This window comes from Acaryochloris marina S15 (assembly GCF_018336915.1).
Classification (GTDB): Bacteria; Cyanobacteriota; Cyanobacteriia; order Thermosynechococcales; family Thermosynechococcaceae; genus Acaryochloris; species Acaryochloris marina_A.
Window position 1 is genome coordinate 3952285 of record NZ_CP064923.1, and the last position, 25069, is coordinate 3977353.

Genomic DNA, 25069 nt, shown 5'->3' on the forward strand with positions numbered 1-25069 from the left:
TTACTCGCTTGAATAGTTAAGTCAGATCAGGGAGTTCAGATCTGAACTAATGTTCTGGTGCTCATTCCCCTTTACCAGCCCACACGATTCATCATTTGTTGCTGAGACTAAGGCTTAGCAGAATATGACACCTATCATTGATGTGCCCTTACCTTCCATTCCGGGTTATACCCTCTCGGAACAGATCTATGAAGGGCATCACTCTGCTGTCTATCGGGCTTTTTCTGTCGCCCGGAAGCAATCGGTCATTCTCAAGGTCTTACGGTCTCGGCATCCCAACTTGCGGGAACTGGTTAAATTTCGCAATCAGTTTACCCTGACACAAAACCTTGATATCCCAGGGGTTGTCACCCCCCTTTGCCTAGTGCCCTGGAACAGCAGCTATGTCCTGGTGATGGCAGATCATCATGCCCTCTCTCTTCACGACTACTGCCACCATCAGCCCCTGGGCTGGCCTCAGGTTCTGGAACTGGCTCTCCAGTTGGCCGATATTCTCCACCATCTCAGCCAATCGCGCATTATCCATAAGGATATTAAACCGGCCAATGTCCTGATGCATCCTCATTCGATGGAAGTTTGGCTGATCGATTTCAGTATTGCGTCGTTATTGCCGAAGGAACGACAGGTCCTCCAGAGTCCAGGAGATTTAGAAGGAACCCTGGCCTACCTGGCTCCCGAACAAACTGGACGCATGAACCGAGGAATTGACTACCGAACCGATTTTTATGGGTTGGGGGTGACGCTCTATGAATTACTGACGGGCAAGCTCCCCTTTTTGACCGATGACTGGATGGAACTGATCCATTGTCATCTGGCCAAGCTACCCCCACCGCCCCATAAGGTGAATCCCCAAATCCCCATTCCAGTTTCCCGACTGGTGCTAAAGTTGATGGCCAAGACTGCGGAAGACCGGTATCAAAGTGCGTTGGGGCTGAAGCATGATCTACAGCGGTGTTTGGAGCTGAGTAACGAACAAACTAGTTTTGAAATCTTTGAATTGGGGTTGCGAGATGTTTGCGATCGCTTCCTGATACCGGAAAAACTCTATGGCCGTGCAATAGAAGTCCAGACCTTGCTCAATGCCTTTGAACGGGTGGCACACGGTTGTTCAGAACTAGTGCTTGTGGCTGGATTTTCTGGCATTGGCAAAACGGCAGTGGTCCATGAAGTCCATAAGCCCATCACCCAGAAAAAGGGCTATTTCATCCAGGGAAAGTTTGATCAATTCAATCGCAACATCCCGTTCTCAGCCTTTATACAGGCCTTTCGCGGCCTAATGGGGCAGCTATTGGGTGAATCCGACTCCCGCTTAGACCGCTGGAAAGCCAAGATCCTAGAAGCGGTGGGGGACAGCGGCCAAGTGTTGCTGGAGGTGATTCCTGAACTGGAGCATATTATTGGTGAGCAGCCCACTGTCCCAGAATTATCAGGTCTCTCGGCCCAGAATCGATTCAATCGGTTGTTTAGTCAATTCGTCCAGGTGTTTACTACGCCAGAGCATCCCTTAGTCATTTTTGTGGATGACTTGCAGTGGGTAGATTCCGCTTCATTGAGCCTTCTCAAGTTACTGATGGTTGACGCCCAGGCAGGCCACCTGCTGGTACTGGGCGCTTACCGAGATAACGAGGTGTTCCCCGCTCATATGCTGATGCTGACGTTGGCTGAGCTAGAGAAACAAGATGCCTCGCTACACACCATCACCTTGGCTCCTCTTGAGTCTGCCCATGTCAATCAACTGGTCGCCGACACCCTACTGTGTGAACCGGAGGTCGCTGCTCCCTTCTCTAAGTTGGTGTTCCAAAAAACCCAGGGCAATCCCTTTTTTATGACCCAATTTCTACAGGGATTGCAGAGTGATGGTCATCTTACGTTTAACCATGATCTGGGCTATTGGCAGTGTGATTTGGCTCAGGTCCAGCAACTGGCCCTCACCGATGACGTCGTGGCGTTTATGGAAGAGCGATTACAAAAGCTCCCCCTCCTGACCCAAGAGGTTCTAAAACTGGCAGCCTGTATCGGTAACCTGTTTGACTTGGCAACCTTGTCTTTGGTTTGCGATCGCACCCCCCAAACCGTCGCCTCAGATCTATGGCCAGCCCTGCAAGCAGGCCTAGTCATTCCCGAAAGTGCAATATACAAGTTTTTCCAGGGGGAGAATCGAGATCTCACCGATACAGCAGCCATCACAACCTCCTACCGTTTTCTGCACGATCGGGTCCAGCAAGCCGCCTACACCTTGATTCCAGATGCGCAAAAGCAGACCACCCATGTCAATATTGGGCGGTCGTTGCTGAAACGGCTGTCCCCCATAGACATCGAAGAGCGACTGTTTGATATCGTCAATCATTGGAATGTCGGCATTGCTGCCCTCACCGATCCGGCCGAACAGCAGCAACTCTGCCAGCTCAACCTCAGGGCAGGAGAAAAAGCCAAGGGGGCGATCGCCTACGATATGGCTCAGCACTATGCAGCAATAGCGGTTCAGTTCCTCCAGCCAGAGAGTTGGCAAACGGATTATGCTCAGACGCTAGCCATCCACAACTTGTCTGCCGAAGCCGCCTATCTCAATGGCGATTTTGCCCAAGTCACCTATTGGACTGGGCTGATATTGCAGCATACTCAGGGGCTGGATCAAACGAAAGCCTATGAAATCAATATTCTGGCAACGGTGGCCCAAAAACAGTTTTTAGAGGCGATTGAATTAGGTCGACAGGTTCTTCATCAATTAGATATCGATATTCCTCGGGAGCCCGATGTCCAAGAGATTCAACGGGCCCTCGACGCTACGGCTGAGCTAGTCCCTCAAGCCAAAATTCAGTCTCTGGTGGATTTACCAGTGATGACTGATCCGAAGTCCCTCGCTGCCCTGCGAATCCTCAATAGCATCGCGGTCAGTGTTTACCTAGCTCAACCCCAACTTTTTCCTCTGATTGTCCTGGCTCAAGTCAAACTGTCCATCTTGCATGGCAATGCACCTATCTCCGCAGGAGCCTACGCGCGCTATAGCTTAGTGCTATGCGGCAAAGTTAATGATATTGAGACTGGCTATGCCTTTGGCCAATTAGCACTAACCCTTTCAGACCAGTTCGGCAATCGAGAAATTAATACCCGCGTCCTCTTGATGGTGGGGGCGTTAACGTTGCCTTGGCAACAGCACCTGAATACGGTCATTCCGTTGCTACAGCAAGCCTACATCGATGGCCTGGAATCGGGCAGCTTAGAAGCGGCGGCCTTGAGTCATTACTATGAAAGTCAATCTGCGTACCTAGTCGGTCAAGAACTCAGAGAATTTGAGCAGCAAGCACGGCTCTATAGCGAGCATATTTGTCAGATTAAACAGGCGGTCCATCTTCAGAACAATGAGCTATTACGTCAAGTTGCCCTGAATTTAATGGGGGATGGAGAAAATCCCTGGGCGTTAAAGGGAGAGGCCTTTGATGAAACGGTGATGCTGTCGCAATATCAAGCCTCCAATAATCTGTTGGGACTGTTCTGCTTCCATCTTCACAAACTGATGCTGTGCTATTGGTTTAATCAACCGGAGCAAGCCATAGAACATGCCCAACAGGCAGTGGACTATTTATCTGGGGTGACGGCTCAGGCAACCGTACCGGTCTTTTACTTTTACGATTCCTTGGCAAGGTTATCTGAGTCTGTTTTCGATGGTGGTTCAGCCACCTTAGAACGGTCAGACCCCAGCTCGAATTTAGAGGTCATTCACAAAAATCGCGCCAAGTTAGACCATTGGGCACAATTCTGCCCTGAAAACTTCCAACATAAACTGGACTTAATTGATGCAGAGTATCATGCTCGCTTGGGCCAAAAGCTGGAAGCAATAGAAGCTTATGACCACGCCATTCAAGGGGCGAAAAAAAATCAGTATGTCCAGGAAGAAGCCCTCGCCAATGAGCTAGCCGCCAAGTTTTACCTGAATTGGGGAAAAGAACAAGCCGCTGTTGGCTATCTGCAAGCAGCCTACTACTGCTATACCCGCTGGGGGGCCAAAGCTAAAACGGCTGACTTGGAACGATGTTATCCCCACCTGTTCCAACCCATCCTTCAGCAGTCCACCCAAGGGTCAACGTCCTTGGACACCTTAAACCGTATTGCGCCGCTGAACCTATCCATTCATTCGTCCACCAGTACGTCTCAACCGTCCACCCAGGGCGTCAATCAAACCCTTGATTTCGCTGCGATTTTGAAATCGGGCCAAGTGCTATCCACTAGCCTGCATCTAGATGAGCTACTGGAGAAACTGGCACGGATATTGCTCCAGACTTCTGGTGCAGATCGATTACAGCTTCTGCTGCCAGAAGAGAACGGCGCTTGGCAAATCAGAGTCACTGCCACGCCCGAGACGATGCAACTCGGTTCAATCCCTCTGAACGACCCTGCCAACTTCCCGATTCAACTGATTCAATATGTCAAACATACCCAAGAAGTTCTGTGTATTGATGGCTCAGAAGCAGACCATCCCATCGTCGATCAGTACCTCCAGCAACATCAACCTCGTAGCGTCATCTGTCTTCCCCTCCTGTATCAAGGGAATCTGAATGGTCTACTGTATCTAGAAAATCAATCGGCGGTTGGCGTATTTACGTGCGATCGCATCACCGTCCTTAACTTCCTCTGTTCTCAAGCCGCCATTTCCCTAGAAAACGCCAGACTTTTTGAATCCGCTACCCTCAAATCCTCCATCATCGAATCCGCCATCGATGGCATGGCCATATTAGAAGACGACAAATTTATTTATTTGAATGCAGCCCATATCTCTCTGTTCGGATATGAAGTGGAAGAGTTAATGGGGCAAAGCTGGGAGAAGCTTTATGCTCCGGTAGAGGTGCAACGTTTGCGCAAAATAATCTTCTCCTCCTTAGCCAAGACAGGGCAATGGTTAGGGGAGGCAACTGCAACTCGCAAAGATGGCAGTTCTTTTGCCGAAGAGATGAGCGTGTTCCTCCTGGAAGATGGCAAACTCATTTGCATTTGTCGTGATATTAGCGTTCGCAAACAGCTCGAACTGGAGCAAACCCAGCTATACGAGTCACTTGCCCTCAAATCTTCTGCCATAGAGGCATCGGACGCGGGTATCGCGATTCTCCAGGATGGAAAATATATTTATCTCAACGACAGCCATCTATCCCTGCTAGGTTACGAGCCCCATGAACTAATAGGGGCAAGTTGGGAAATACTTTATGCCCCTGAAGAAGCTGAGCGATTGAATCAACATATCTTCCCTCAACTGGCTAGCGAGGGACGCTGGCTTGGGGAAGCAACAGCTCGCCGGAAAGATGGGAGTTATTTTCCCCAAGAGGTGAGTTTGTCTGCATTCAAAGACAACACAGTGATTTGTATTTGCCGAGATATTAGCGATCGCAAACGACTAGAGCAGGATCAATCCCGACTGACTGCTGTTTTAGAAGCAACCCCTGACTACATTGGGATAGCCAGTGCAACAGGAGAAATCCTCTGGCACAACAGGCAGCTTAGAGCGCTCCGTTCAGATCTAGAACAGCAGAAAGATCATCGTTCAATTGCAGATTGTCATCCCGATTGGGTCAGGCAAATTATTGTCGAGGAGGCTTTACCCACCGCCATCCAAGCAGGAAGTTGGACAGGAGAGTTAGCACTCCTAGATGGCAATGGGAATGAGATCCCTGTTTCACAAGTGATTATTGCCCATAAAGCAGCAGATGGCACTGTAGAAAACTTTTCAACGATCATGCGAGATATTCGCGATCGCAAAGCTGCAGAAGCTAATCTACGAGCCAGTGAGCAACGGTTCCGACGGGCCATCGAAGATGCCCCTTTCCCGATTATGATCCATGCCGAAGACGGAGAGGTTTTACAGATTAGCTCCACCTGGACCGAATTAACGGGCTACACCCATGCCGATATTCCTACCACAAGGGACTGGGCTCAGCGTGCCTATGGCACAGATGCCCCTCACATCCTTGAAGTAATGGCGTTGAAATATAGTCGAACCACTCATTGGGATGAAGGTGAGTTTGTTATTCGAAAAAAAGATGGCGACTACTGCTTCTGGCAGTTTAGTTCTGCTCCCTTAGGGACACTACCCGATGATCGCCGCCTTGTCATTTCCATGGCGGTTGACGTTACTCAACGGCAAAAAGCCGAAAAAGATCTGGAGCAAGCCAATCAACAATTGGCAGACTATTCTCAAACCCTAAAACAGAAAGTTAAAGAACGCACTATTGCTCTACAGATCACCAAAGAACAGGTCGAAAAAGCCAATGAGTATGAACAGGCCCTTAACCGCATCACGAAAGATATTCGCCGCAGCTTAAACCTCAAGGATATTTTTGCCACAACAACCCAGGCAGTCAGACCCATTCTGGATTGTGAACGGGTCACGGTCTATAAATTTGACGCGGATTGGGGCGGCAAGTTTATCTTTGAATCCAAACAAGAGCCTCTAGAACCGCTAGTGTTCAGTTCTCGTCAAGCTGAATGGAATGATTCCTTCTTAGTGAATGACGAGGGAAATCTCTGCATTTTTAACGCCACTTATCAGGTTGAGGATATTTACGAGAAAGGACTTTCACTCTGTCATCTTGAGGTTCTGGAACGATTTAACATCAGAGCTTACCTCGTCGTACCGATTTATGTTGGCAATAAGTTGTGGGGGTTACTGGCTGCTTACAATCATTCTCAACCGCGAGAGTGGCAGCCCGGTGAAGTCAGGCTATTTGAGCAGGTGAGTAGCCATTTAGGCGTTGCCCTCAAACAAGCAGAGTTGCTGTCAGCAATGGCTGAAGCCAAAGAAAAAGCCGATGCTGCAAACGAAGCCAAAAGCCTTTTCCTGGCCAATATGAGCCATGAATTACGCACGCCCCTCAACGGCATCCTGGGCTATGCCCAAATCCTGCACCGCTCAGAATCCCTATCGGGTAAAGGACGAGAGGGAGTTGACACCATTTATCAGTGTGGTTCCCACCTCCTGAACCTGATTAATGATGTTCTCGACATTTCTAAGATTGAAGCCCTCAAGCTGAAACTGGCTCCTAAAGCTATCAATCTGCCCTCATTGCTACAGAATGTTGTGGAAATGTGCAGAGTTAAAGCAGAACAGAAGGAGATTGTCTTTACCTATCAGCCCAGCTCCCAGCTCCCTCAGCAGGTGGAAGTGGATGACAAACGCCTACAGCAAGTCCTGCTCAATCTATTGGGGAATGCTGTTAAATTTACGGATCATGGCTCAGTTACTTTTTCTGTCGAGGTCTCCCCCCTTTCGGATCAACGTATTGCCTTAGATTTTCGGGTGGTCGATACAGGGGTAGGTATCGCTCACCAAGATGTGGCAAAACTCTTCCAGTCCTTTGAACAGGTGGGCGATCAGCATAAGCAAGCGGAAGGGACAGGCTTGGGACTCGCCATTAGTCAGCGTATTGTCCAACTGATGGGCAGTGAAATTCAAGTCGCCAGTCAACCTGAACAAGGCAGTGAGTTTTTCTTTACGGTCAATCTTCCCCTAGGGAAGCCCATGGAGGCTCAGCAGCAGAGTAGCCCGATGATTGTCGATTACAGAGGTAAACGACGTCAGGTTTTAGTCATTGATGATCGGTGGGAAAATCGGGTTGTTCTATCAACGTTGTTAGAGTCTGTGGGCCTGACGGTACTTGAAGCAGAACAGGGACAGGCTGGACTCGACATTCTAAAACAGGTCAAACCTGATCTAGTGATTACGGATCTCGTCATGCCTGTGATGGATGGGTATGACTTTTTGGCTGCAGTTCGTCAGTCTGAAGCTATTCAAGGGACTCAGGTGATTGTTTCGTCAGCAACATTTACTCAAAATGTTCAGAAGAGAGCATTTAATGCGGGCTGTAATGCTTTTTTGCCAAAACCCATCGATGCTCAGGAACTCTATAACACCCTTGCAGAACAACTACAGCTGGAGTGGATTTATGAAACACCGGCAGAGGGGCATCCCTCGACACCTGCAGACAATACTGCCCAAATAAAGATTCCCACAGCAGCGGAACTGGAAGTTTTGCTTGAATTCGCTGCTAGCGGCATCATCAAAGATTTCCGCGAGCAGCTCGCTCAATTAGTGGCATCCAACCTAGAGTATGCAGCCTTTGCCCAACCTCTAATGGTTCTATCCAAACAGTTCAAGATTGAAGAGATAGAGGTTCTGCTTGAAGATTATCTAAACCCATCGGACCCAGGATGATGTGCTGACATGATCCCATTGCACCTTAAATCTATTGCAGCTTATGAGTTTTTGAGATTTGCAGATGAGCCTCTTAGCGGCCCCTTTCCTGAGATTTTGCATCCAAGGTAGTGGCGATGACCGCACATCTTTTTCCCCGATTCACGTTCCTTCATTCAAACTATGAGGCAATGGATTTTGGGGAGAGTGCCGGAAAGCAGTTCATTACTAGATTATGCAACTTCTGCTTTTCTGGGCATTCTCAATAGTAAGGGCTATTACAGGGAATATGGAGCATTCATCTGTTCGCTTACCTCATCATATGATTCTCCAGGGATACGCCCCCCTGGAGATCCTATATGAAGGACAAAACACGCTGGTCTACAAAGCCCTGCGGCTTGAGGATCGCACCCCTGTCATTATTAAAACGTCTTCGCCTCATGTAGCCCGACAATATTCCGATTATCTGACTTTTCGTAATCAATTCACAATTGGCTACGATCTTGACCATCCTGGAATTATCCAGCTTTTTAGTCTAGAACCTTGCAGCCATACCTATGCTTTGGTGATGGAAGATATGCAGGGGATTCCTCTGTCTGAGTTCTTGCAGTCTTCTGTCTCTCTCACAGATGGCTTAAATATTGCTCTACAACTGGCAGAAGTGCTGCATTACCTTGGTCAACAGCGTGTCCTTCACAAGGATATCAAGCCTGCCAATATTCTGATTCATCCCCAAACGCTGCAGGTTAAACTCATTGACTTTGGGATTGCTTCCCTCTTACCCAAAGAGACCCAAGAGATCAAAAACCCCAATACCCTAGAAGGCACCTTAGCCTATATGGCCCCAGAACAAACGGGGCGAATGAACCGAGGGATTGATTTTAGAAGTGACTTCTATGGCTTGGGCATCACGCTATTCGAGTTGTTTGCAGGGCAATTGCCGTTCCAAGTGGATAAGCCGATGGCATGGCTACATTGTCATATTGCCCAAGTGCCGCCTTCTCTAACGGAGTTTGGGGTACCAGAAGCTGTGGCGAAGGTCGTGGCTAAGCTACTGGCTAAAAATGCGGAAGATCGCTACCAGAGTGCGTTGGGGTTGAAACATGACTTAAAGCATTGCCTGACTCAATTAACGGAGCAGGGAGGGATTGAACCGTTTGAGTTGGGTAAAAAGGATGTGTGCGATCGCATCTTGATACCCGAAAAACTCTATGGTCGTGAGGCAGAAGTCAAAGCCTTACTAGAGGCCTTTGACCGAGTCGCTCAGGGCAGTTCAGAACTGATGTTGGTATCAGGTTTCTCTGGGATTGGTAAAACGGCAGTCGTCAATGAAGTTCACAAACCTATCACCCAGAGACAGGGCTATTTCATCAAAGGCAAGTTTGACCAATTCAATCGAAATATTCCCTTTTCTGCCTTTGTCCAAGCCTTTCGTCGTTTGATAGGTCAACTGCTCGGGGCATCGGATGCTGACTTAAGACATTGGCGAGCCAAAATCTTAGCGGCTGTAGGCGAAAGTGGGCAAGTTCTGATTGAAGTCATTCCTGAGCTAGACCGTATCATTGGTGAGCAGCCAGCTGTCCCTAACCTCTCAGGGACAGCTGCTCAAAATCGGTTTAATCTGCTGTTGGGCCAATTCATCCAGATATTCTCCACAATAGATCATCCCCTAGTCATATTCTTGGATGACTTACAGTGGGCAGATTCGGCTTCCTTGAACCTGCTGCATCTGTTGATGAGTCGCTCAGACACAGACCATCTGCTAGTTCTGGGCGCTTACCGAAACAATGAGGTTTTTCCCGCCCATCCCCTGATGCTGACATTGGCTGATTTGCAGCAGCAAGATGCTTCGCTCCACACCGTCACCCTAGCCCCCCTAAGCCCAACCGACACCAACCAATTGGTCGCTGATACGCTGCTGTGTGCCTCTGATATTGCTTTGCCCTTGTCTGAGTTGGTGTATCTAAAGACCCAAGGAAATCCTTTTTTTACGACCCAATTTTTGCAAGGACTGCATAGGGATAACCACATCACTTTTGATGCTGAAGCTGGATATTGGCACTGTGATTTGACTCAAGTGCAGCAGGCCGCTCTCACGGATGATGTGATCGTATTTATGGTAGGTCGATTGCAGACTCTATCAGAGGCCACTCAGGCGGTATTGAAAATAGCAGCTTGTATTGGCAATCAGTTTGAGCTAGGCACCTTGGCCATCGTTTGTGAGCAGAGTCAAGCACAGATCGCGACAGATTTATGGCCTGCTCTTCAGACCGGATTAGTGATTCCAGAGACAGAAAACTATAAGTTTTTCCAGGGAAATACCTGCTCTGAAATGGCTCGAAATGAGATGAAGATTGGGTATCGTTTTTTGCATGATCGGGTTCAACAAGCGGCCTACTCTCTCATCCCTGAAGAAAACAAGAAAGCATTTCATCTCAGGATTGGTCAACTGTTGCTGCAGACAAGCACTAGCCTGGATCACAATATCAGTATTTTCAATATTGTAAATAGCCTCAATCAAGGCATTCACTTAATTGATGATCCATCCCAGCGCCAACAGCTCGCCCAGCTCAACCTGGAAGCGGGCCAAAAAGCAAAAGCCTCGATGGCTTATACGGAAGCCGCCTCGTATTTAGAGAGTGGGATTCAGCTACTGAGTCATCAAGGGTGGCAGACCCAGTACAGCCTTACCCTTTCTCTGCATTCAGAGTTAGTGGATGTTCAATATTTAGGGGGTAATTTTGAAGCTGTTGAGACGATTAACTCTAATGCCTTAGGACATATTTCGGCTATTGCAGATGCACTGCCTATTTACATTGCCCAAATTGCGAGTGACCAAGCTCAAGGAAAGATGTCGGCAGGTCTAGAGTTGTCTCTCACTATCTTGCAATCCCTTGGTATTGATATTTCGGTAGACATTAGCAAGGATACTATCCAGGAAATTCTGAATCAAACGCTAGCTGAATTTCAATCTAGAACGATTGATGAATTCGTTGCTTTACCCCAAATAAATGATCCTCAGCTTTTGAGAACTCAGGATTTGCTCACCCTAATGGTGGGATATGCATACAAGTCTAAACCTGAGCTTTTACCAGTCATTATCTGCAAACAAATTTCGCTCTTATTACAGCATGGTAATAGCCCTGCTTCAGCTTCAATCTATGCTTTGTTTGGCATGTTATTGTGCGGTTTTCAAGAATTTAAATCAGGTTGTTTTGCAGGTGACGTCTCTCTGGCGGTAATGGAGGCTTTTCCTGCCAAACAATTTGAGATGAGGGCCAGGAATCTGATTTATGCCTATGTTACTCCTTGGCAGGAACCCCTCAAAAACTGCATCCCTCAGTTAAAACAAGGGTTTAAGATTGGTATTGAAGCTGGAGACCTTGAATATACAGCTTATGGCATCCACCACTATATTCAGTTTCTGTTCTTTTCTGGTGCTGATTTAGCCACCGTCGACCAAGAGAGTCATGCCAGTAGCAAAGTCCTAGAAAATTGTCGACAAGAAGGAATACTATTGGGTAGCCAATTATTCCACCAAACAGTCTTAAATCTGATCAACTCTAGGGATAAACCCTGGGAAATTGAGGGTGATATTTTTCAAGAATCTAAACATTTACAAGATTGGCAAGATAATAATTTAGATGTTTTTATTGCATCACTGTATATCAATAAATTAGTAATCAGCCACCTATTTTACAACCCTGATTTGGGCGTGAAATATGCAGAGATAGCAAATAATTCTTATGACGGATTAACAGGAGAAATTCAACTTTCATACTTGCACTTTTTTCGGGCACTCTGTTATTTAGCAATTCTCGATCAAGATACGACTGAAGAACGCATCACTCGCTTGTCTCAGGTTGACAACGACATAGAAAATCTGGAGCGGTTTTCACGCCAGGCTCCGATGAATTTTCAGCATCAGGTCGATTTAATTAAAGCTGAAAAACATCGAGTGTTAGATCACAAGCTGGAGGCGATTGACGCTTATGATCTCGCGATTGCTGGTGCGAAGGAGAATGGTTTCATCCAGGAAGAAGCCCTGGGCAACGAGCTAGCGGCCAAGTTCTACCTCGACTGGGGCAAAGATAAATCTGCTGCGGCCTATATGCAAGAAGCTTATCGCTGTTATACCCGCTGGGGAGCCAAAGCTAAAACTGATGATCTCGAACAGCGCTATCCTGACTTACTTCAACCCATTCTCCAGCAGATATCACAGCCCCTAAATCCTCTGGGCACCTTAGCGAGTCTTGTGAATACGAACCTATCGATTCATTCCTCGGCTTCAGTAACTGCGACCCGACCCAACCTCAATACTAATCTCGATTTTGCGACTCTTCTAGAAGGCGCTCAAGCCCTTTCAGACAGTCTCCATCTCGATGAATTACTAGAGAAGCTAACCCAGATGATGTTGAAAAATTCTGGGGCAGATAGCTTAGTATTGCTATTGCCAGAAACAGATAGTTCCTGGCATCTCAGAGCTACTGCTACCTCTGAGATGACACAACTGGTTTCTGAACCTCTCATTGGCAATCCCAACTTACCCGTTCAACTGATTCAATATGTCCAACATACCCAAGAGATTCTGGCTGTTGATGACCTAGATACCGACTTAGCTATCCTTGATGCTTACCTTCAGCAACATCACCCTTGCAGTGTTCTGTGCATGCCCATCCGGTATCAAGGCAATCTCAATGGCCTACTGTATTTGCAGAATCAATCGACTGCGGGGGTATTTACGTGCGATCGCATCACTGTACTCAACTTCCTCTGTTCCCAAGCTGCCATCTCCCTAGAGAATGCCAGACTTTATGAAGCGGCCACCCTCAGATCCTCCATCATCGAAGCTGCCATTGATGGCATGGCGATATTAGAAGACGATAAATACATCTATCTAAATGAAGTCCATGTCTCTCTGTTTGGCTACGAAGTAGATGAGTTGATGGGGCAAAGCTGGGAAACACTCTATTCTTCAGCAGAGATACAACGTCTACAGACCATCGCCTTCTCAATCTTGGCAGAGACAGGGCAATGGTCAGGAGAAGCCACCGCAACTCGCAAAGATGGCAGTTCATTTGCCGAAGAAATCAGTTTATTTTTGCTAGATGATGGCAAGCTGATTTGTATCTGTCGAGATATGAGCGATCGCAAAACGGCAGCAGAGAACCTGCAGTTCAGCGAACAACGATTTCGCCGTGCCTTTGAAGATGCCCCCTTCCCCATCATGATCCATGCGGAAGATGGTGAAGTCCTCCAAGTCAATGCCACCTGGACAGCATTAACAGGCTACACTCAAGCAGATATTCGGACAACAGCCGACTGGACACTCAAAGCATTTGGGGAAGAAATCCACCCTAAAAACTGGGAGCAAGGCGAGTTCTTTATTCACACCCGAGATAGACAAAATTGCCTTTGGCAATTCAGTTCTGCGGCTTTAGAAGTCTTATCTGATGGCCGTCAAATCGTCATTTCCATGGCCGTAGATGTCACCCAACGGCGGCAGGCAGAAGATGATTTAAAGCAGGCCAATCAACAGCTAGAAGAGTACTCCCAAACCCTGGAACAAAAAGTTAAAGAACGCACTCAAGCCCTGCAGATGGCTAAAGAACGAGCAGATAATGCCAGCCAAGCCAAAAGTAAATTTCTTGCCAGTATGAGCCATGAACTCCGCACTCCCCTCAACGGTATCCTGGGCTATGCTCAAATCCTAAATCGCTCCACCACCTTGACGAAAAAGGAACGTCATGGTGTCCAGGTCGTTCATCAATGTGGTTCCCATCTCCTCACCCTGATCAATGACATTCTCGATCTTTCTAAAATTGAGGTTGGCAAACTTAAACTGAGCCCTACCAACACTCACTTACCTACCTTGCTGGCCAGTGTAGTCGAAATGTGTAAAGTCAAGGCTCAGCAAAAGGGCCTAGGGTTTAGCTACATACCGAGTCCTCAGCTCCCCGAAGTGGTGCTTGTTGATGAAAAATGTCTGCGGCAAGTGTTGATCAATTTATTGGGCAACGCGGTTAAATTTACCCACCAAGGCAGTGTTACCCTACGCGTCGATGTCCTCAACATCACTGAGACTCAGGCGTCACTCCTATTCCAAGTTATTGATACGGGGGTGGGCATTGACTCTGCCGATCTAGCCAAACTATTTGAAGCTTTTGAACAGGTCGGAATTCTACAAAAGCAAGGGGAAGGAACAGGGCTAGGATTAGCGATTAGTCAACAGATTATGCAACTGATGGGGGGAGAAATTCAGGTTGCTAGTCAACCGGGCAAAGGGAGTGAGTTTTCCTTTAGTTTGCTGCTCTCTCTCACTGGAGATAGGGGACGGCTTCAACCCCATCTCAGCCACCAGAACATTATGGGTTACCAAGGAAAACGGCAGCAGATCTTGGTCATTGACGATCTCCAGGAGAATCGGGAAGTCATCGTCAATCTACTACAACCGCTGGGTTTCAATCTTTGTGAGGCCGAGCAGGGTCAGGACGGGTTAGACCATATACGCAAGCAGCAGACTGATCTGGTGATTACTGACTTATATATGCCCATGATGGATGGTTTTGAATTTTTGAAACAGGTTCGTCATGATCCAGATCTGACACCAATAAAAGTCATTGCTTCATCTGCATCGGTTGACCCATCCAATCAGCAAATGGCTCTGGCTGTAGGGAGTAATGCTTTTTTAGTTAAACCTATTCAAGAGCAAGATTTACTAGAGGCGATTGCCGAGCAGCTGCAACTGGAGTGGGTGTACGAAACAACATTAGAAACTCAGCAAATCGAACCGCTGCCAACGGCATTACTGCTCCCCTCCTCCTCAATATTGGCATCTTTACAAATGCTGGCCCAGCAAGGTTTGATCCAAGATCTACAACAGCAACTCAACCCGTTGCTTCACGTTAATGCTGCCTACGAACCGTTTGTTGAGCAGCTCTCATCCCTGGCTAAAGGGTCTAAGGTTGAGGAAATAGCAGCGCTATTGCAGCAATACCAAGAACAACAGTCTTCACCTCTATCAGATCTACCGAACAACGCACAGGCCCTAAAGACCTATCCATCTCCGGAAAATTTAGAGCGGCTGTTAGACATGGCAAGCAGAGGCAGTGTGTTTGAGATTATGGATGAATTATTAGTGATTCAGTCCACAGATCCCCAATGCCACTATTTTTGCCAAGAGCTCTTACGGTGGTCAGAGCAATTCGAAGTGGGTAAAATTCAAGTCTTTTTACAAGCAGCAGTGGATAAAGCCAAGGCTTAGGGGTTGAAACTGGCTTCCAGCGGCCAGTAGAGTTCAAGCAGTTTGTAAAAGTTCAAGTAAATCTGCTTCAGAGAGCTGCTGGATGCCCAAAGATTGTGCTTTGGTGAGTTTAGAGCCTGCATCTGCACCTACGACCACATAGGATGTATTTTTACTCACGGATCCCGTCACTTTCCCCCCTGCATCTTGGATCAGTTGCTTGGCCTGATCTCGCTTCAAGGTAGGCAACGTCCCTGTCACCACAAAAGTCTGCCCAGATAGGGTTTGAGGACGAGTAGGTTCAGAGACTATGGCTGCAGTTTGCAGCCCTGCTACTTGCAACCGTTGAATGAGGGTTTGGTTAGTGGGGGTTTGAAACCATTCATAGACAGATTGAGCAATTTCAGGGCCAATGCCGTGGATGGTGGCAATTGCGTCCCCGTCTACGGCCATTAAGGCTTCAACGGTGCTGTAGTTTTCCGTTAACAGTTGAGCATTCACACTCCCTACATGTCGAATCCCCAATCCGTAAAGAACCCGATGCCAAGGCTGTTGTTTTGAAGTTGCGATCGCACCCACGATCTTCCGAGCCAGTTTCGTCCCCATTCGGTCTAAGCTCATCAGCTTATCTTCCGTTAGCTCATACAAGTCAGCGACAGACTGGACCATGTGGGAGTCGGCCAGTTGACCGACAATCTTTTCCCCCAAACCATCAATATCTAAGGCCCCTCGACTCACCCAGTGAATTAGCGATCCACGCAAGATAGCCGGACAAGAGGCATTCACGCAGCGGGTCACCGCTTCAGTTTCTAGCTGAACGGCGGGTTGTCCACAGCTCGGGCATTCTGTGGGCATCTGGTAGGGCTGGGCATCGGCAGGACGCAACTCAGGCAAAACCCGCAGGACTTCAGGAATGATTTCTCCAGCTTTACGGACGACTACCGTATCGCCGATGTGGATGTCTAGTTCCGAGATGCGATCGCGGTTATGCAGCGTTGCCCTCGATACCGTCGTCCCGGCTAACTGCACCGGCTTGAATTCCGCTACGGGGGTGAGCGCTCCGGTCCGCCCCACATTCACCGTAATCTGCTCGATGCGGGTCGCCGCCTCTTCCGGGGGATATTTCCAGGCAATGGCCCAGCGGGGAAACTTCTGGGTAAATCCCAACTCGTCCTGCACCCCTAGGTCATCCAGTTTAATCACCACCCCATCCGTCAAATAGGGGAGATCCAAACGCTTTAAGGACCAATCATCATAATAGGTCTGAACGTCCTTCAAGCTCTTGCACTGGCGTCGATTGGGATTAACCCGAAAGCCCAGCTGCTTCAGGGTCTCTAACGCCTGCCATTGAGATTGAGGAAGAGACAAGTCATTCGTGGGGCCAGAAATATGAATGGTATAGGCGAAGAAATCAAGCTTGCGCTCGGCCACCACCTTGGAGTCAAGCTGGCGGAGGGTGCCTGCAGCAGCATTGCGGGGATTGGCAAACTCAGCTTCTCCGGCTTGGGCGCGATCGCGGTTAATTTGGTCAAACACTTGCAAACCTAAAAAGGCTTCTCCCCGCACCTCTAGCCATTCGGGCGGATGTTCAATATTCAAGCGCAGGGGAATCGAGCGGATCGTTCTCACATTCTGGGTAATCTCTTCTCCTGCAGTACCATCCCCTCGGGTGGTACCTCGCACCAATACACCGTTCTCATAGGTCAAGGCTAAGGCCGAGCCGTCAATTTTGAGTTCGGTCACATACCCTGGCGCTTTCTTCAGGTTAGGAACCAACTTATGCCAGCGCTCATCCCAGGTTTCCATATCTCCCCGATCAAAGGCATTTTCCAGGCTATAGAGGGGAATCCGATGCTGAACCGAAAAGAACTGAGTAGCAGGTCGCTCCCCTACTCGCTGAGTAGGGCTATCAGACGTGATCAGTTGAGGATATTGGGTCTCCAAATCCACTAGCTCGTGATAGAGCTGGTCGTAGATGGCATCTTCCATCATGGGCGCATCTAACCCGTAGTAGGCATAGCTCGCTTTTTGCAGCAACTGCCGCAGCTCTTGAACCCGCGTTTGATCTGAAGAGGATACCGTGTTCACAGTCCGCAGAATCTCCCAAAATTTTGGTTTGGCAATTTTAATAGACATCCAGAAGCTAGGGTATATCCCACCCTGGTTTAGAGGTAAAAAAATGAACAATCACTGCAGAAATGGATTGATCGAAATTGGTGTTTTTTGCAGCTTAGCCCCTGTAGGGGGGACAAAGCGAAAGGCATCGGCTGGGACCGAAGGGGGATTGGTGTAATGAATCACTTTCTCTTGAATGTTGAAGTTTAAGGTTTGGTGGTCTTGACTGGCCATTTGCAAATACTTAATTTCAGACGTCAAGGCATCAATATAGGCTTGCAGCTGATATCCCTTGGCTTGATCCAAATAGGAGTAGGTGGTGTATTTAGCCCCATTTAGATGTTGGGTATCAGACTTGAGTCCAGCCTGATCCGGTGCCAATTTAGTTTGCAAAATCTCCGCCAATTTATCTTCAGACACATTCACCAATAGAGCAATATTGTCTTTTCCGGCACTATTGCGGATGGTGGAAAAAAGTCTGGATAACATGCCAGACAGAAAGTTGTCATTTGCATTTTGGAATTGTTGGTAACTGATCAGAGAGTAGACGTTGTTAACCAGATCATGAGTCCAGACCTGTTGGCCATCCGAAACCAGCAGATATTGTCTTCCTCCTTCGCCTGCCGGATCCATAAAAGTAATCTTGGTTCTGAATCGATTGGGTTCTTCTGAAATCGTTTGAATTTGGGCAACGGAGACCAGATCCGCCCCTGGTGTTTTGGCCTTAAGGGTCAATTCTGATTTGAGCAAGTAGCGATCGTTGGCCAAGAACTGTCGCATTGCCCGAATGAGCAGGCCATAGTCAACCTTTTTCTCCGCTGAATGCACGAAGGGTTGGGCAACGGGCTGCAGACGTGGAGACTGAGACCAGGCCGGTTGAACGAGCAATCCCACCATAAAAGCCGACAACAAACAGACATGGCGCTGATAGCCACAAAATTTCGTCATATTCATCAACCACCTATGCCAGATATCGCCTGCCGTTCTAGCCTGGATTTTTGCCGTAGCCAGTCGGGCTTTGGCATAGGATGCCCCATTGCTACCCTGCTTTTTTCAGGGGTGGGCGATGATTTGTTTGAGTGCGAATCTGCTGACGAACATCGGAATAGGCATAGGCCCTGCCGTCACCCTGCTTCTGCATATGCTTAATCACAAATTCTTGATTATCGAGATAGGCCCCGACGCCAAATTGTTCCGCCGCATTTTTGAAGGCATCAGCAATGGCCCGCTCAATCGGTGTGCCGTAGGTTTGCCTCTCTGGATAGGCTTTGTCGTTGCCCACTCCTTCACGGGTTAAGCCTTCAAGGGTGAGCTGGCAGCGCACCACCACATATTCCCCCACAATCACCGGATCGCTATAGGTCACCGACCAGTCAGGGCAAACCTCATTGAGGCGCTTCCGAATGCGCTGCCAAGGGATAAAGAACCATTTACCGCCCCCCGGAAGCACTCGATCTTGATGGTCGGCGGCTGGAAAGGGGGCTTTAAGTTGGTCGAGGCGTTCAGTCTTCATGACTTTAATGGTTTAATAGTATATTTGTACCATATTATATCAGCATAAATAAAGAGACAATACACAAATTACTGAAACCATTTATCAGCCTTTGGTCAACGATTCCTTAAGGTTTATTGCAGAATCCCCTGAACCCTCTATTCCTGTGTGAACCTGAAGATTAGTAAATTTAAGTCAATAAAGCTTAAGAAGCCTCACAAAATGGAACAACATCAAAAGCAAACCGTGGTGGTTACCGGAGCTTCTTCGGGCGTCGGTCTATATGCAGCCAAAGCTTTAGCACTTACCGGTAAGTGGCATGTGATTATGGCTTGCCGCAATTTTCTGAAGACAGAAACAGCTGCCCAGTCTGTGGGCATTCCCCGGGACAGTTACTCAGTCATCCATCTTGATCTGGCTTGCTTTGAGAGCATTCACCGATTTGTAAAAGACTTTCGGGAAATGGGTCGCTCCCTAGATGCCCTTGTCTGTAATGCAGCCATCTACATGCCCCTGCTCAAGAAGCCGCTACATACGGCAGAAGGGTATGAGTTAAACGTGGGCACCAATCATTTAGGTCACTTCCTACTCTGTAATCTTTTTCTCGAAGACCTGATGCGGTCTTCTTTTGATCAGCGCCGTCTGATTATTCTGGGAACTGTGACCGCTAATCCCAAAGAGCTAGGGGGTAGAATCCCCATTCCGGCACCGCCTGATTTAGGTGATATGAGGGGTCTAGAAGCAGGCTTCAAAGCACCTATCTCCATGATTAATGGCAAGAAATTCAAGCCAGGTAAAGCTTATAAAGACAGCAAGCTTTGCAATATGCTGACCATGCGCGAACTCCATCGTCGTTTCCATGACTCTACGGGGATTACCTTCAGTGCTCTCTATCCTGGATGTGTGGCGACAACGGGGTTATTCCGCAATCATTTCCCTCTGTTTAGGTTCCTATTTCCGAAGTTCCAGCGCTTTATCACCGGCGGCTTTGTGACGGAAGAACTAGCTGGGACCCGAGTGGCTCAGGTTGTTTCTGATCCGCTATTCGGTAAGTCTGGCGTGTACTGGAGCTGGGGTAACAAGCAGAAAAAAGACCGCCCCTCCTTTGAGCAAGAGATGTCTAATGAATCTCTAGATGATGCTAAAGCACAGCGGCTTTGGGAATTAAGTGAAGGTCTAGTCGGACTATCTAGCCAAGATTCTTCAATGCCCCAAATGAGTACCTCTCGTTAATTCAGATATACGGCATCAAAACAAGAGCGCCGTGGGATTCCACGGCGCTCTTCAGATTTAAATCAAGCTAATTGCTTGGAGTGTAAGGCCTACAATTTCACTCAACCCAGGACAACCGAGCTGAGAAATACAGCACCCATACCGCTCAGAACAAACCCGGCAAATCGCAGATTCAACAGACCTTGGCTCTGATTCTTTTTCTGAAGGGCTCTGCCAATGGCCCAGGCAGCCAAACTAATTGCTAGCTGGATGGAGACAAACCCTAGCAGATAGGAAATGGTAGGCGTCATCTCAGCGCCAACGATGGCTTCACCATAGGCATAGCCATGAAACATACCGGAAACGGCCCCCAACAGCGATATCAGCCAGACATTCGTTTGTAATCCTCGGGCTAAAATCAGGCCAAATGCCAGGACTGAAGCCGAAATAAAGGCTTCAGGAGCCGGTAAGTCTAGGGCCTGTAAATGGATGCCTGTTCCTGCTAGGGACCCCAACACAAACAAAATCGGCACCATCGCTCCTTTGCGCATCAGGGCTGCGACGAGTCCGGCGGCAATCACAAAGGCCAGATGATCAATCCCAATCACGGGGTGTCCCATCCCAGACATAAACCCTTCAAAAGCGTTGGCAGGTAGACGCCCATCCAAAGGATGATGGGCTAGGGCAGGGGATGAACAGGTTAATAAAGTGATAATCCCTAAAGTAATGCCAAGTCCTAGCCGTCGGCTGGGCATAGTGCTGCGGGATAGGGTGGAAATGGTCATCGATTGGCTTTCCTCAGGTAGATGATGCAAATTCAATTAGGAACAGGGTTCACTTTTACAATCCAGCAGTTGGGTCATTTGAGCCTCCAGCTCACCAGCAGCAATGACCCCTGACTCAACAGCCACTTTTTCTAGGGCGGTTAACCAACAGTGATAATAGTCCCATTCTGGGTCATCTAGGGAATGGGTGGTTTCCCACTCATTGATGGTTTCGATCAGGGTCTGACGAAAGGCTTCCCATTCAAAATGGCCTTGCTTTGATAGGGCAATAGCAACCCCAAAGGCCATTTTCTCCCAATCTCGATCAAAATGCAGGTGACCGTCTTGGCGTGGAGGCGATTCTTCCGGAGACCCCATCAAACTCGTCGCTGCGAAGTGCTCAAATTGAGTAAACATGACCGTCATCCTCCCACTAGACTTGCACGGTGGCAACACCCATCATTGCTTCTGGGGTCAGTAAATCAGCTAGTTGAGCTTCACTGAGGCCCTCAGTTCCCGCTGGACGCATGGGCAGCACCCACCAGCGAATTTGGGCACTGCTGTCCCAGACTCGCACTTCTACAGAATCGTCCAAGGTGACGCCGAACTCTTTGAGGACGACACGAGGTTCCCTCACCACCCGTGCCCGAAAGGTCGGATCTTTAAACCAGTAGGGAGGCAAACCGAGGGTGGGCCAGGGATAACAAGAACATAAGGTACAAACAATGACGTTATGTACTTCAGGGGTGTTCTCGACAATTCGCATATGCTCCCCTTCCGCTCCAGACATCCCTGCGGGAAAGTCCAGTTCTTGACAGGCGGCATTACAGTCTGCCAAGAGCCGCTGCTTGAATTCCAGATCGACCCAGGCTTTGGCGACCAATTTGGCTCCGTTAAACGGTCCCATTTCCGTGTCAAAATAGCCCAGAATTTGATCGACTGTCTTGCCCGTAATAATCCCTTTTTCGATCAACAACGACTCCAGGGCTTTGACCTTAGCAGCACTGTAGGTTTCACGATCAGCGCCATATTTAAATCCAGGATAGTTACTCGGCATAATCTAGGCGGCGTCCAAATAAACTTCAAAAATGTCGTTGTAATAAACCGACTTCGGCTCTGTTAGGGATTCAGGCCAAATATCTTCGGGCTGGAACAGCAAGCTGTACACAGGCATGGGTGTACCAATCCCATCTTCCGTAGGGAAGAAGTAGGTGAAGGCTCCTTCGTAAACCAGAACCACAACCGCTTCTCTGTCTCGCAACTGCCCCGGCAAACGACTATGGGCACCGGGGTGAACGTTTTTGACTTTGACCCGATCTCCCACCTTAAATTTGGGAGGAGCTGGGGCAGGTCGCATCGGCGAGTCCCCTTCTCGCAAATACTTTTCTACTTGGGTGTCGATCCCAGCTTTGCCACCCTTGGGTAGGGGAGCGGCTGCTTTGGCACTATCTTCTAAGAACTCTGCGGTGCGGGTATCTAGTTCTTCCTGGGTAATGTAGCCTTCTTCCACAAAGAAGCCAGAAATGCCCCCCAGCCATTTTTCGTAATACCGCAACCGAAAATACTCAAAGGGATGCATGGCTTCGGCCCCTTGGCGCAGGTGCCCCCAAGTCCAGAAGCTCTTGAATTGGGTGGGAACCTTGGCAATCTCATATTTCGGGATGGAGGTATTGAGATGATTGCTGAGGGCCATCATAGCGGTATGGATACCAAAGATGCGCTTTTCCCAGGGTTCAACAAATACCTGTTTTTCGACGTTAACGGGATCTAGTCCTTCTAGACCCCCAAGATTATGCTGTAGTTTCATGCGGTTACCTCTGCCATCAATGGGCGGGAAGCCAAGCAAGTCTGAAAACCCTGACGCAGCTCTGCTTCCTCTAAGTTTCTGCCAATAAAAACCAGTTCATTGCGGCGGGTTTCACCGGGACGCCAGGGTTTACCGGGTCTGCCGTCCAAGGTCATATGCACCCCTTGAAAGACAAACCGACGATCGGCTTCATCCATATCCAAAATGCCTTTCATGCGGAACAGGTCTGGACCCCGAGCTTGGACCAGCTGGTAAAGCCACCGATTAAGCTTGACGCTGTCCACGGTCCCCGTCTCGGTAATGGCGACGGAAGAAACGGTTTGATCATGTTCATGGGCATCTTCGTCTAAAAACTCTGGATCGATGCTGAGGGCATGGCTGAGGTTAAAGGCTTGGACTCCTAGGAGCTGGTTCAGATCAATATTGCAGTTGGTGGTGGGATGTAGGGTTGCGATCGCATTCATGCTGCGCACCCGTTGGGTCAGAGTGGTCAGCACTTCTGGCGGCACCAAATCCTGCTTATTCAGCAAAATTACGTCAGCAAAGGCGATTTGCTCTTGGGCTTCATTACTCTCCCAGTGGTCCCAAATATGCTTGGCATCCACCACCGTCACCACTGCATCCAGCTGAGTTTGCCGCAGCATCACTTCATCCATAAAAAAGGACTGAATCACGGGGGCCGGATCGGCAAGGCCCGTGGTTTCAATCACCAAGTGGTCAAAGCGGTCTTGCCGCTGCATGAGGTTACCAATAATCCGAATTAAGTCTCCTCGAACCGTGCAGCAAATGCAGCCATTGTTCATTTCAAAGACTTCTTCATCGGCGTCGATCACTAGCTGATGGTCGATACCAACCTCACCAAATTCATTGACGATCACAGCGATGCGCTGGTTATGCTCTTCCGTCAGAATTCGATTGAGTAAGGTGGTCTTCCCGGCCCCTAAGTACCCTGTTAAAACAGTGACTGGAATCTTTTGGATCAATGCCATAGCCTCTCCTGAATTAACTCAACACCGTCATGACTCGAAACCCAATGGTCCGGTTTAAGCCCTGTTGGTCATATCCCGAACGGCTGGCCGAGCGGAGTCTCTCGGGAGGGTCTAGCCAACCACCTCCACGAATAGCTCGCACGGTTCCCTGAGCTAGGGCTTTATGGCGATAGTTTGGCTGCCAACAATCGGCACACCATTCCCAAACATTGCCATGCATATCGTGTAACCCCAAGGCATTAGGGGCAAAGCTCCCGACCTCTTGGGTTTGTCGCCGATAGTTCCCCGTTGTCTCACCGGCATAGGAATAGGTACTCACATAATCTGCCCATTCACTGGTGATCGTGGCTCCGGTGTTGAAGGGGGTTTGGGTTCCTGCTCGACAAGCCTGTTCCCACTGAGCTTCATTTGGCAATTGATAGGTCCGTCCGGTTTTATGACTGAGGCGCGTACAAAATTCAACGGCCTCTAGCCAAGAGATGCTTTCTACGGGACGGAGCGACCCCTGAAAATGAGCAGGGAATGGATCTAGCTCTCGCTCTACGGTTGGCAACGCCGCGACTGCAGCCCACTGCACTTGGGTAATGGGATATTTACTAATAAAAAAGGCAGGGACGGTGACGGCATGTCGAGGCCGTTCTTGAGCCAACGCCAGGTTTTCAGAACGGGAGGACCCCATCCAGGATTTACCCGATGAAATGGCTACCATTTCTAGGCTATGCCCGGATTTTAATTCTTCTAGAAAGTATTTATTTTTTAGCTTTTCAAGGCCAACTAACTGACCGTTTTTATTAAGACTTGGAAACTCATATTCAAAATGTTGTATATCAGCTAAAGACAAAGAATTAGGGTTAAAAAAACTGACACTTGTTAGCTTGTCTTGAATTGCAACTGCAAGGGCAATACTCCCTAATCCGGCAGTTTGCATAAATCTACGACGTTTTATCACCTAGCTGAACCTCAGGATATCGGGTCAGGATGTATCAAATGATTTGACTGGAATAGATTTGAATAGCAGGTTGTATCACTAGAAAAATAGTTTTTTTAGCCTACCTATAATACTCAAAGTATTATTTTTTACCTGCAGTGAATGTAATGGAATAAGTGCAAGGCATATGTATACCTTGATACAATGACTTGTAATATCATGAAATCAAAACACAAGGATAATCTTCTTTTTTATATCTCTGTTCTCAAAATAAAATTACCCAATCAGGCTGATGAATCGGTATTCATTTTTTGCATTTACTCTTGTTACAAATAGAGGATGG

At 48.3% G+C, this 25069-nt stretch carries 12 protein-coding genes; 3 read left to right on the forward strand and 9 right to left on the reverse strand.

Going from position 1 to position 25069, the window contains the following annotated elements; all coding sequences use genetic code 11:
- The first annotated feature begins 124 nt into the window (after positions 1-124).
- Both I1H34_RS18175 and I1H34_RS18180 read left to right on the forward strand, forming a co-directional pair.
- Positions 125-8197 (forward strand): PAS domain S-box protein, encoded by an 8073-nt coding sequence (locus I1H34_RS18175; protein WP_212662399.1) that lies wholly within the window; start codon positions 125-127, stop codon positions 8195-8197.
- Between the two features lie 268 nt (positions 8198-8465).
- Positions 8466-15440 carry an AAA family ATPase gene (locus I1H34_RS18180; protein ID WP_212662400.1) on the forward strand — a complete coding sequence of 2325 codons (6975 nt, stop codon included), beginning with the start codon at positions 8466-8468 and terminating at the stop codon, positions 15438-15440.
- Positions 15441-15473: 33 nt separating this feature from the next.
- Here I1H34_RS18180 and ligA read toward each other — a convergent pair whose 3' ends face one another.
- The 3 genes from ligA to I1H34_RS18195 all read right to left on the reverse strand — a co-directional run bounded on the left by ligA (position 15474) and on the right by I1H34_RS18195 (position 19047).
- Positions 15474-17507 carry an NAD-dependent DNA ligase LigA gene (gene ligA, locus I1H34_RS18185; RefSeq protein WP_212662401.1) on the reverse strand — a complete coding sequence of 678 codons (2034 nt, stop codon included), beginning with the start codon at positions 17505-17507 and terminating at the stop codon, positions 15474-15476.
- Between the two features lie 99 nt (positions 17508-17606).
- Positions 17607-18482: a hypothetical protein gene (locus I1H34_RS18190; protein WP_249369371.1), complete on the reverse strand. Its 876-nt coding sequence runs from the start codon at positions 18480-18482 to the stop codon at positions 17607-17609.
- A 91-nt stretch (positions 18483-18573) separates the two neighbouring features.
- Complete coding sequence (locus I1H34_RS18195) at positions 18574-19047, reverse strand: Rad52/Rad22 family DNA repair protein (protein WP_212662403.1); 474 nt, start codon at positions 19045-19047, stop codon at positions 18574-18576.
- A 201-nt stretch (positions 19048-19248) separates the two neighbouring features.
- Between I1H34_RS18195 and I1H34_RS18200 the strand changes: the two genes are divergently transcribed.
- Positions 19249-20259: a protochlorophyllide reductase gene (locus I1H34_RS18200; RefSeq protein ID WP_212662404.1), complete on the forward strand. Its 1011-nt coding sequence runs from the start codon at positions 19249-19251 to the stop codon at positions 20257-20259.
- 101 nt (positions 20260-20360) lie between these two features.
- On the opposite strand, the gene I1H34_RS18205 is transcribed toward I1H34_RS18200, so the two are convergent.
- The 6 genes from I1H34_RS18205 to I1H34_RS18230 are packed head-to-tail and all read right to left on the reverse strand — an operon-like array spanning position 20361 to position 24726.
- Positions 20361-21023 (reverse strand): HupE/UreJ family protein, encoded by a 663-nt coding sequence (locus I1H34_RS18205; RefSeq protein ID WP_212662405.1) that lies wholly within the window; start codon positions 21021-21023, stop codon positions 20361-20363.
- Positions 21024-21059: 36 nt separating this feature from the next.
- Entirely contained in the window at positions 21060-21419 is a 360-nt protein-coding gene (locus I1H34_RS18210; protein WP_212662406.1) for a nitrile hydratase accessory protein, read from the reverse strand.
- Positions 21420-21435: 16 nt separating this feature from the next.
- Positions 21436-22059, reverse strand: a complete 624-nt coding sequence (gene nthA / locus I1H34_RS18215; RefSeq protein ID WP_212662407.1) for a nitrile hydratase subunit alpha — start codon at positions 22057-22059, stop codon at positions 21436-21438.
- Between the two features lie 3 nt (positions 22060-22062).
- Positions 22063-22809 (reverse strand): nitrile hydratase subunit beta, encoded by a 747-nt coding sequence (gene nthB, locus I1H34_RS18220; protein WP_212662408.1) that lies wholly within the window; start codon positions 22807-22809, stop codon positions 22063-22065.
- Positions 22806-23798: a CobW family GTP-binding protein gene (locus I1H34_RS18225; RefSeq protein ID WP_212662409.1), complete on the reverse strand. Its 993-nt coding sequence runs from the start codon at positions 23796-23798 to the stop codon at positions 22806-22808. Before I1H34_RS18225 ends, nthB begins: the two co-directional genes overlap by 4 nt.
- A gap of 13 nt (positions 23799-23811) precedes the next feature.
- On the reverse strand, positions 23812-24726 hold the full coding sequence (locus tag I1H34_RS18230) for a formylglycine-generating enzyme family protein (RefSeq protein WP_249369373.1): 915 nt from the start codon (positions 24724-24726) through the stop codon (positions 23812-23814).
- Positions 24727-25069 lie beyond the last annotated feature (343 nt).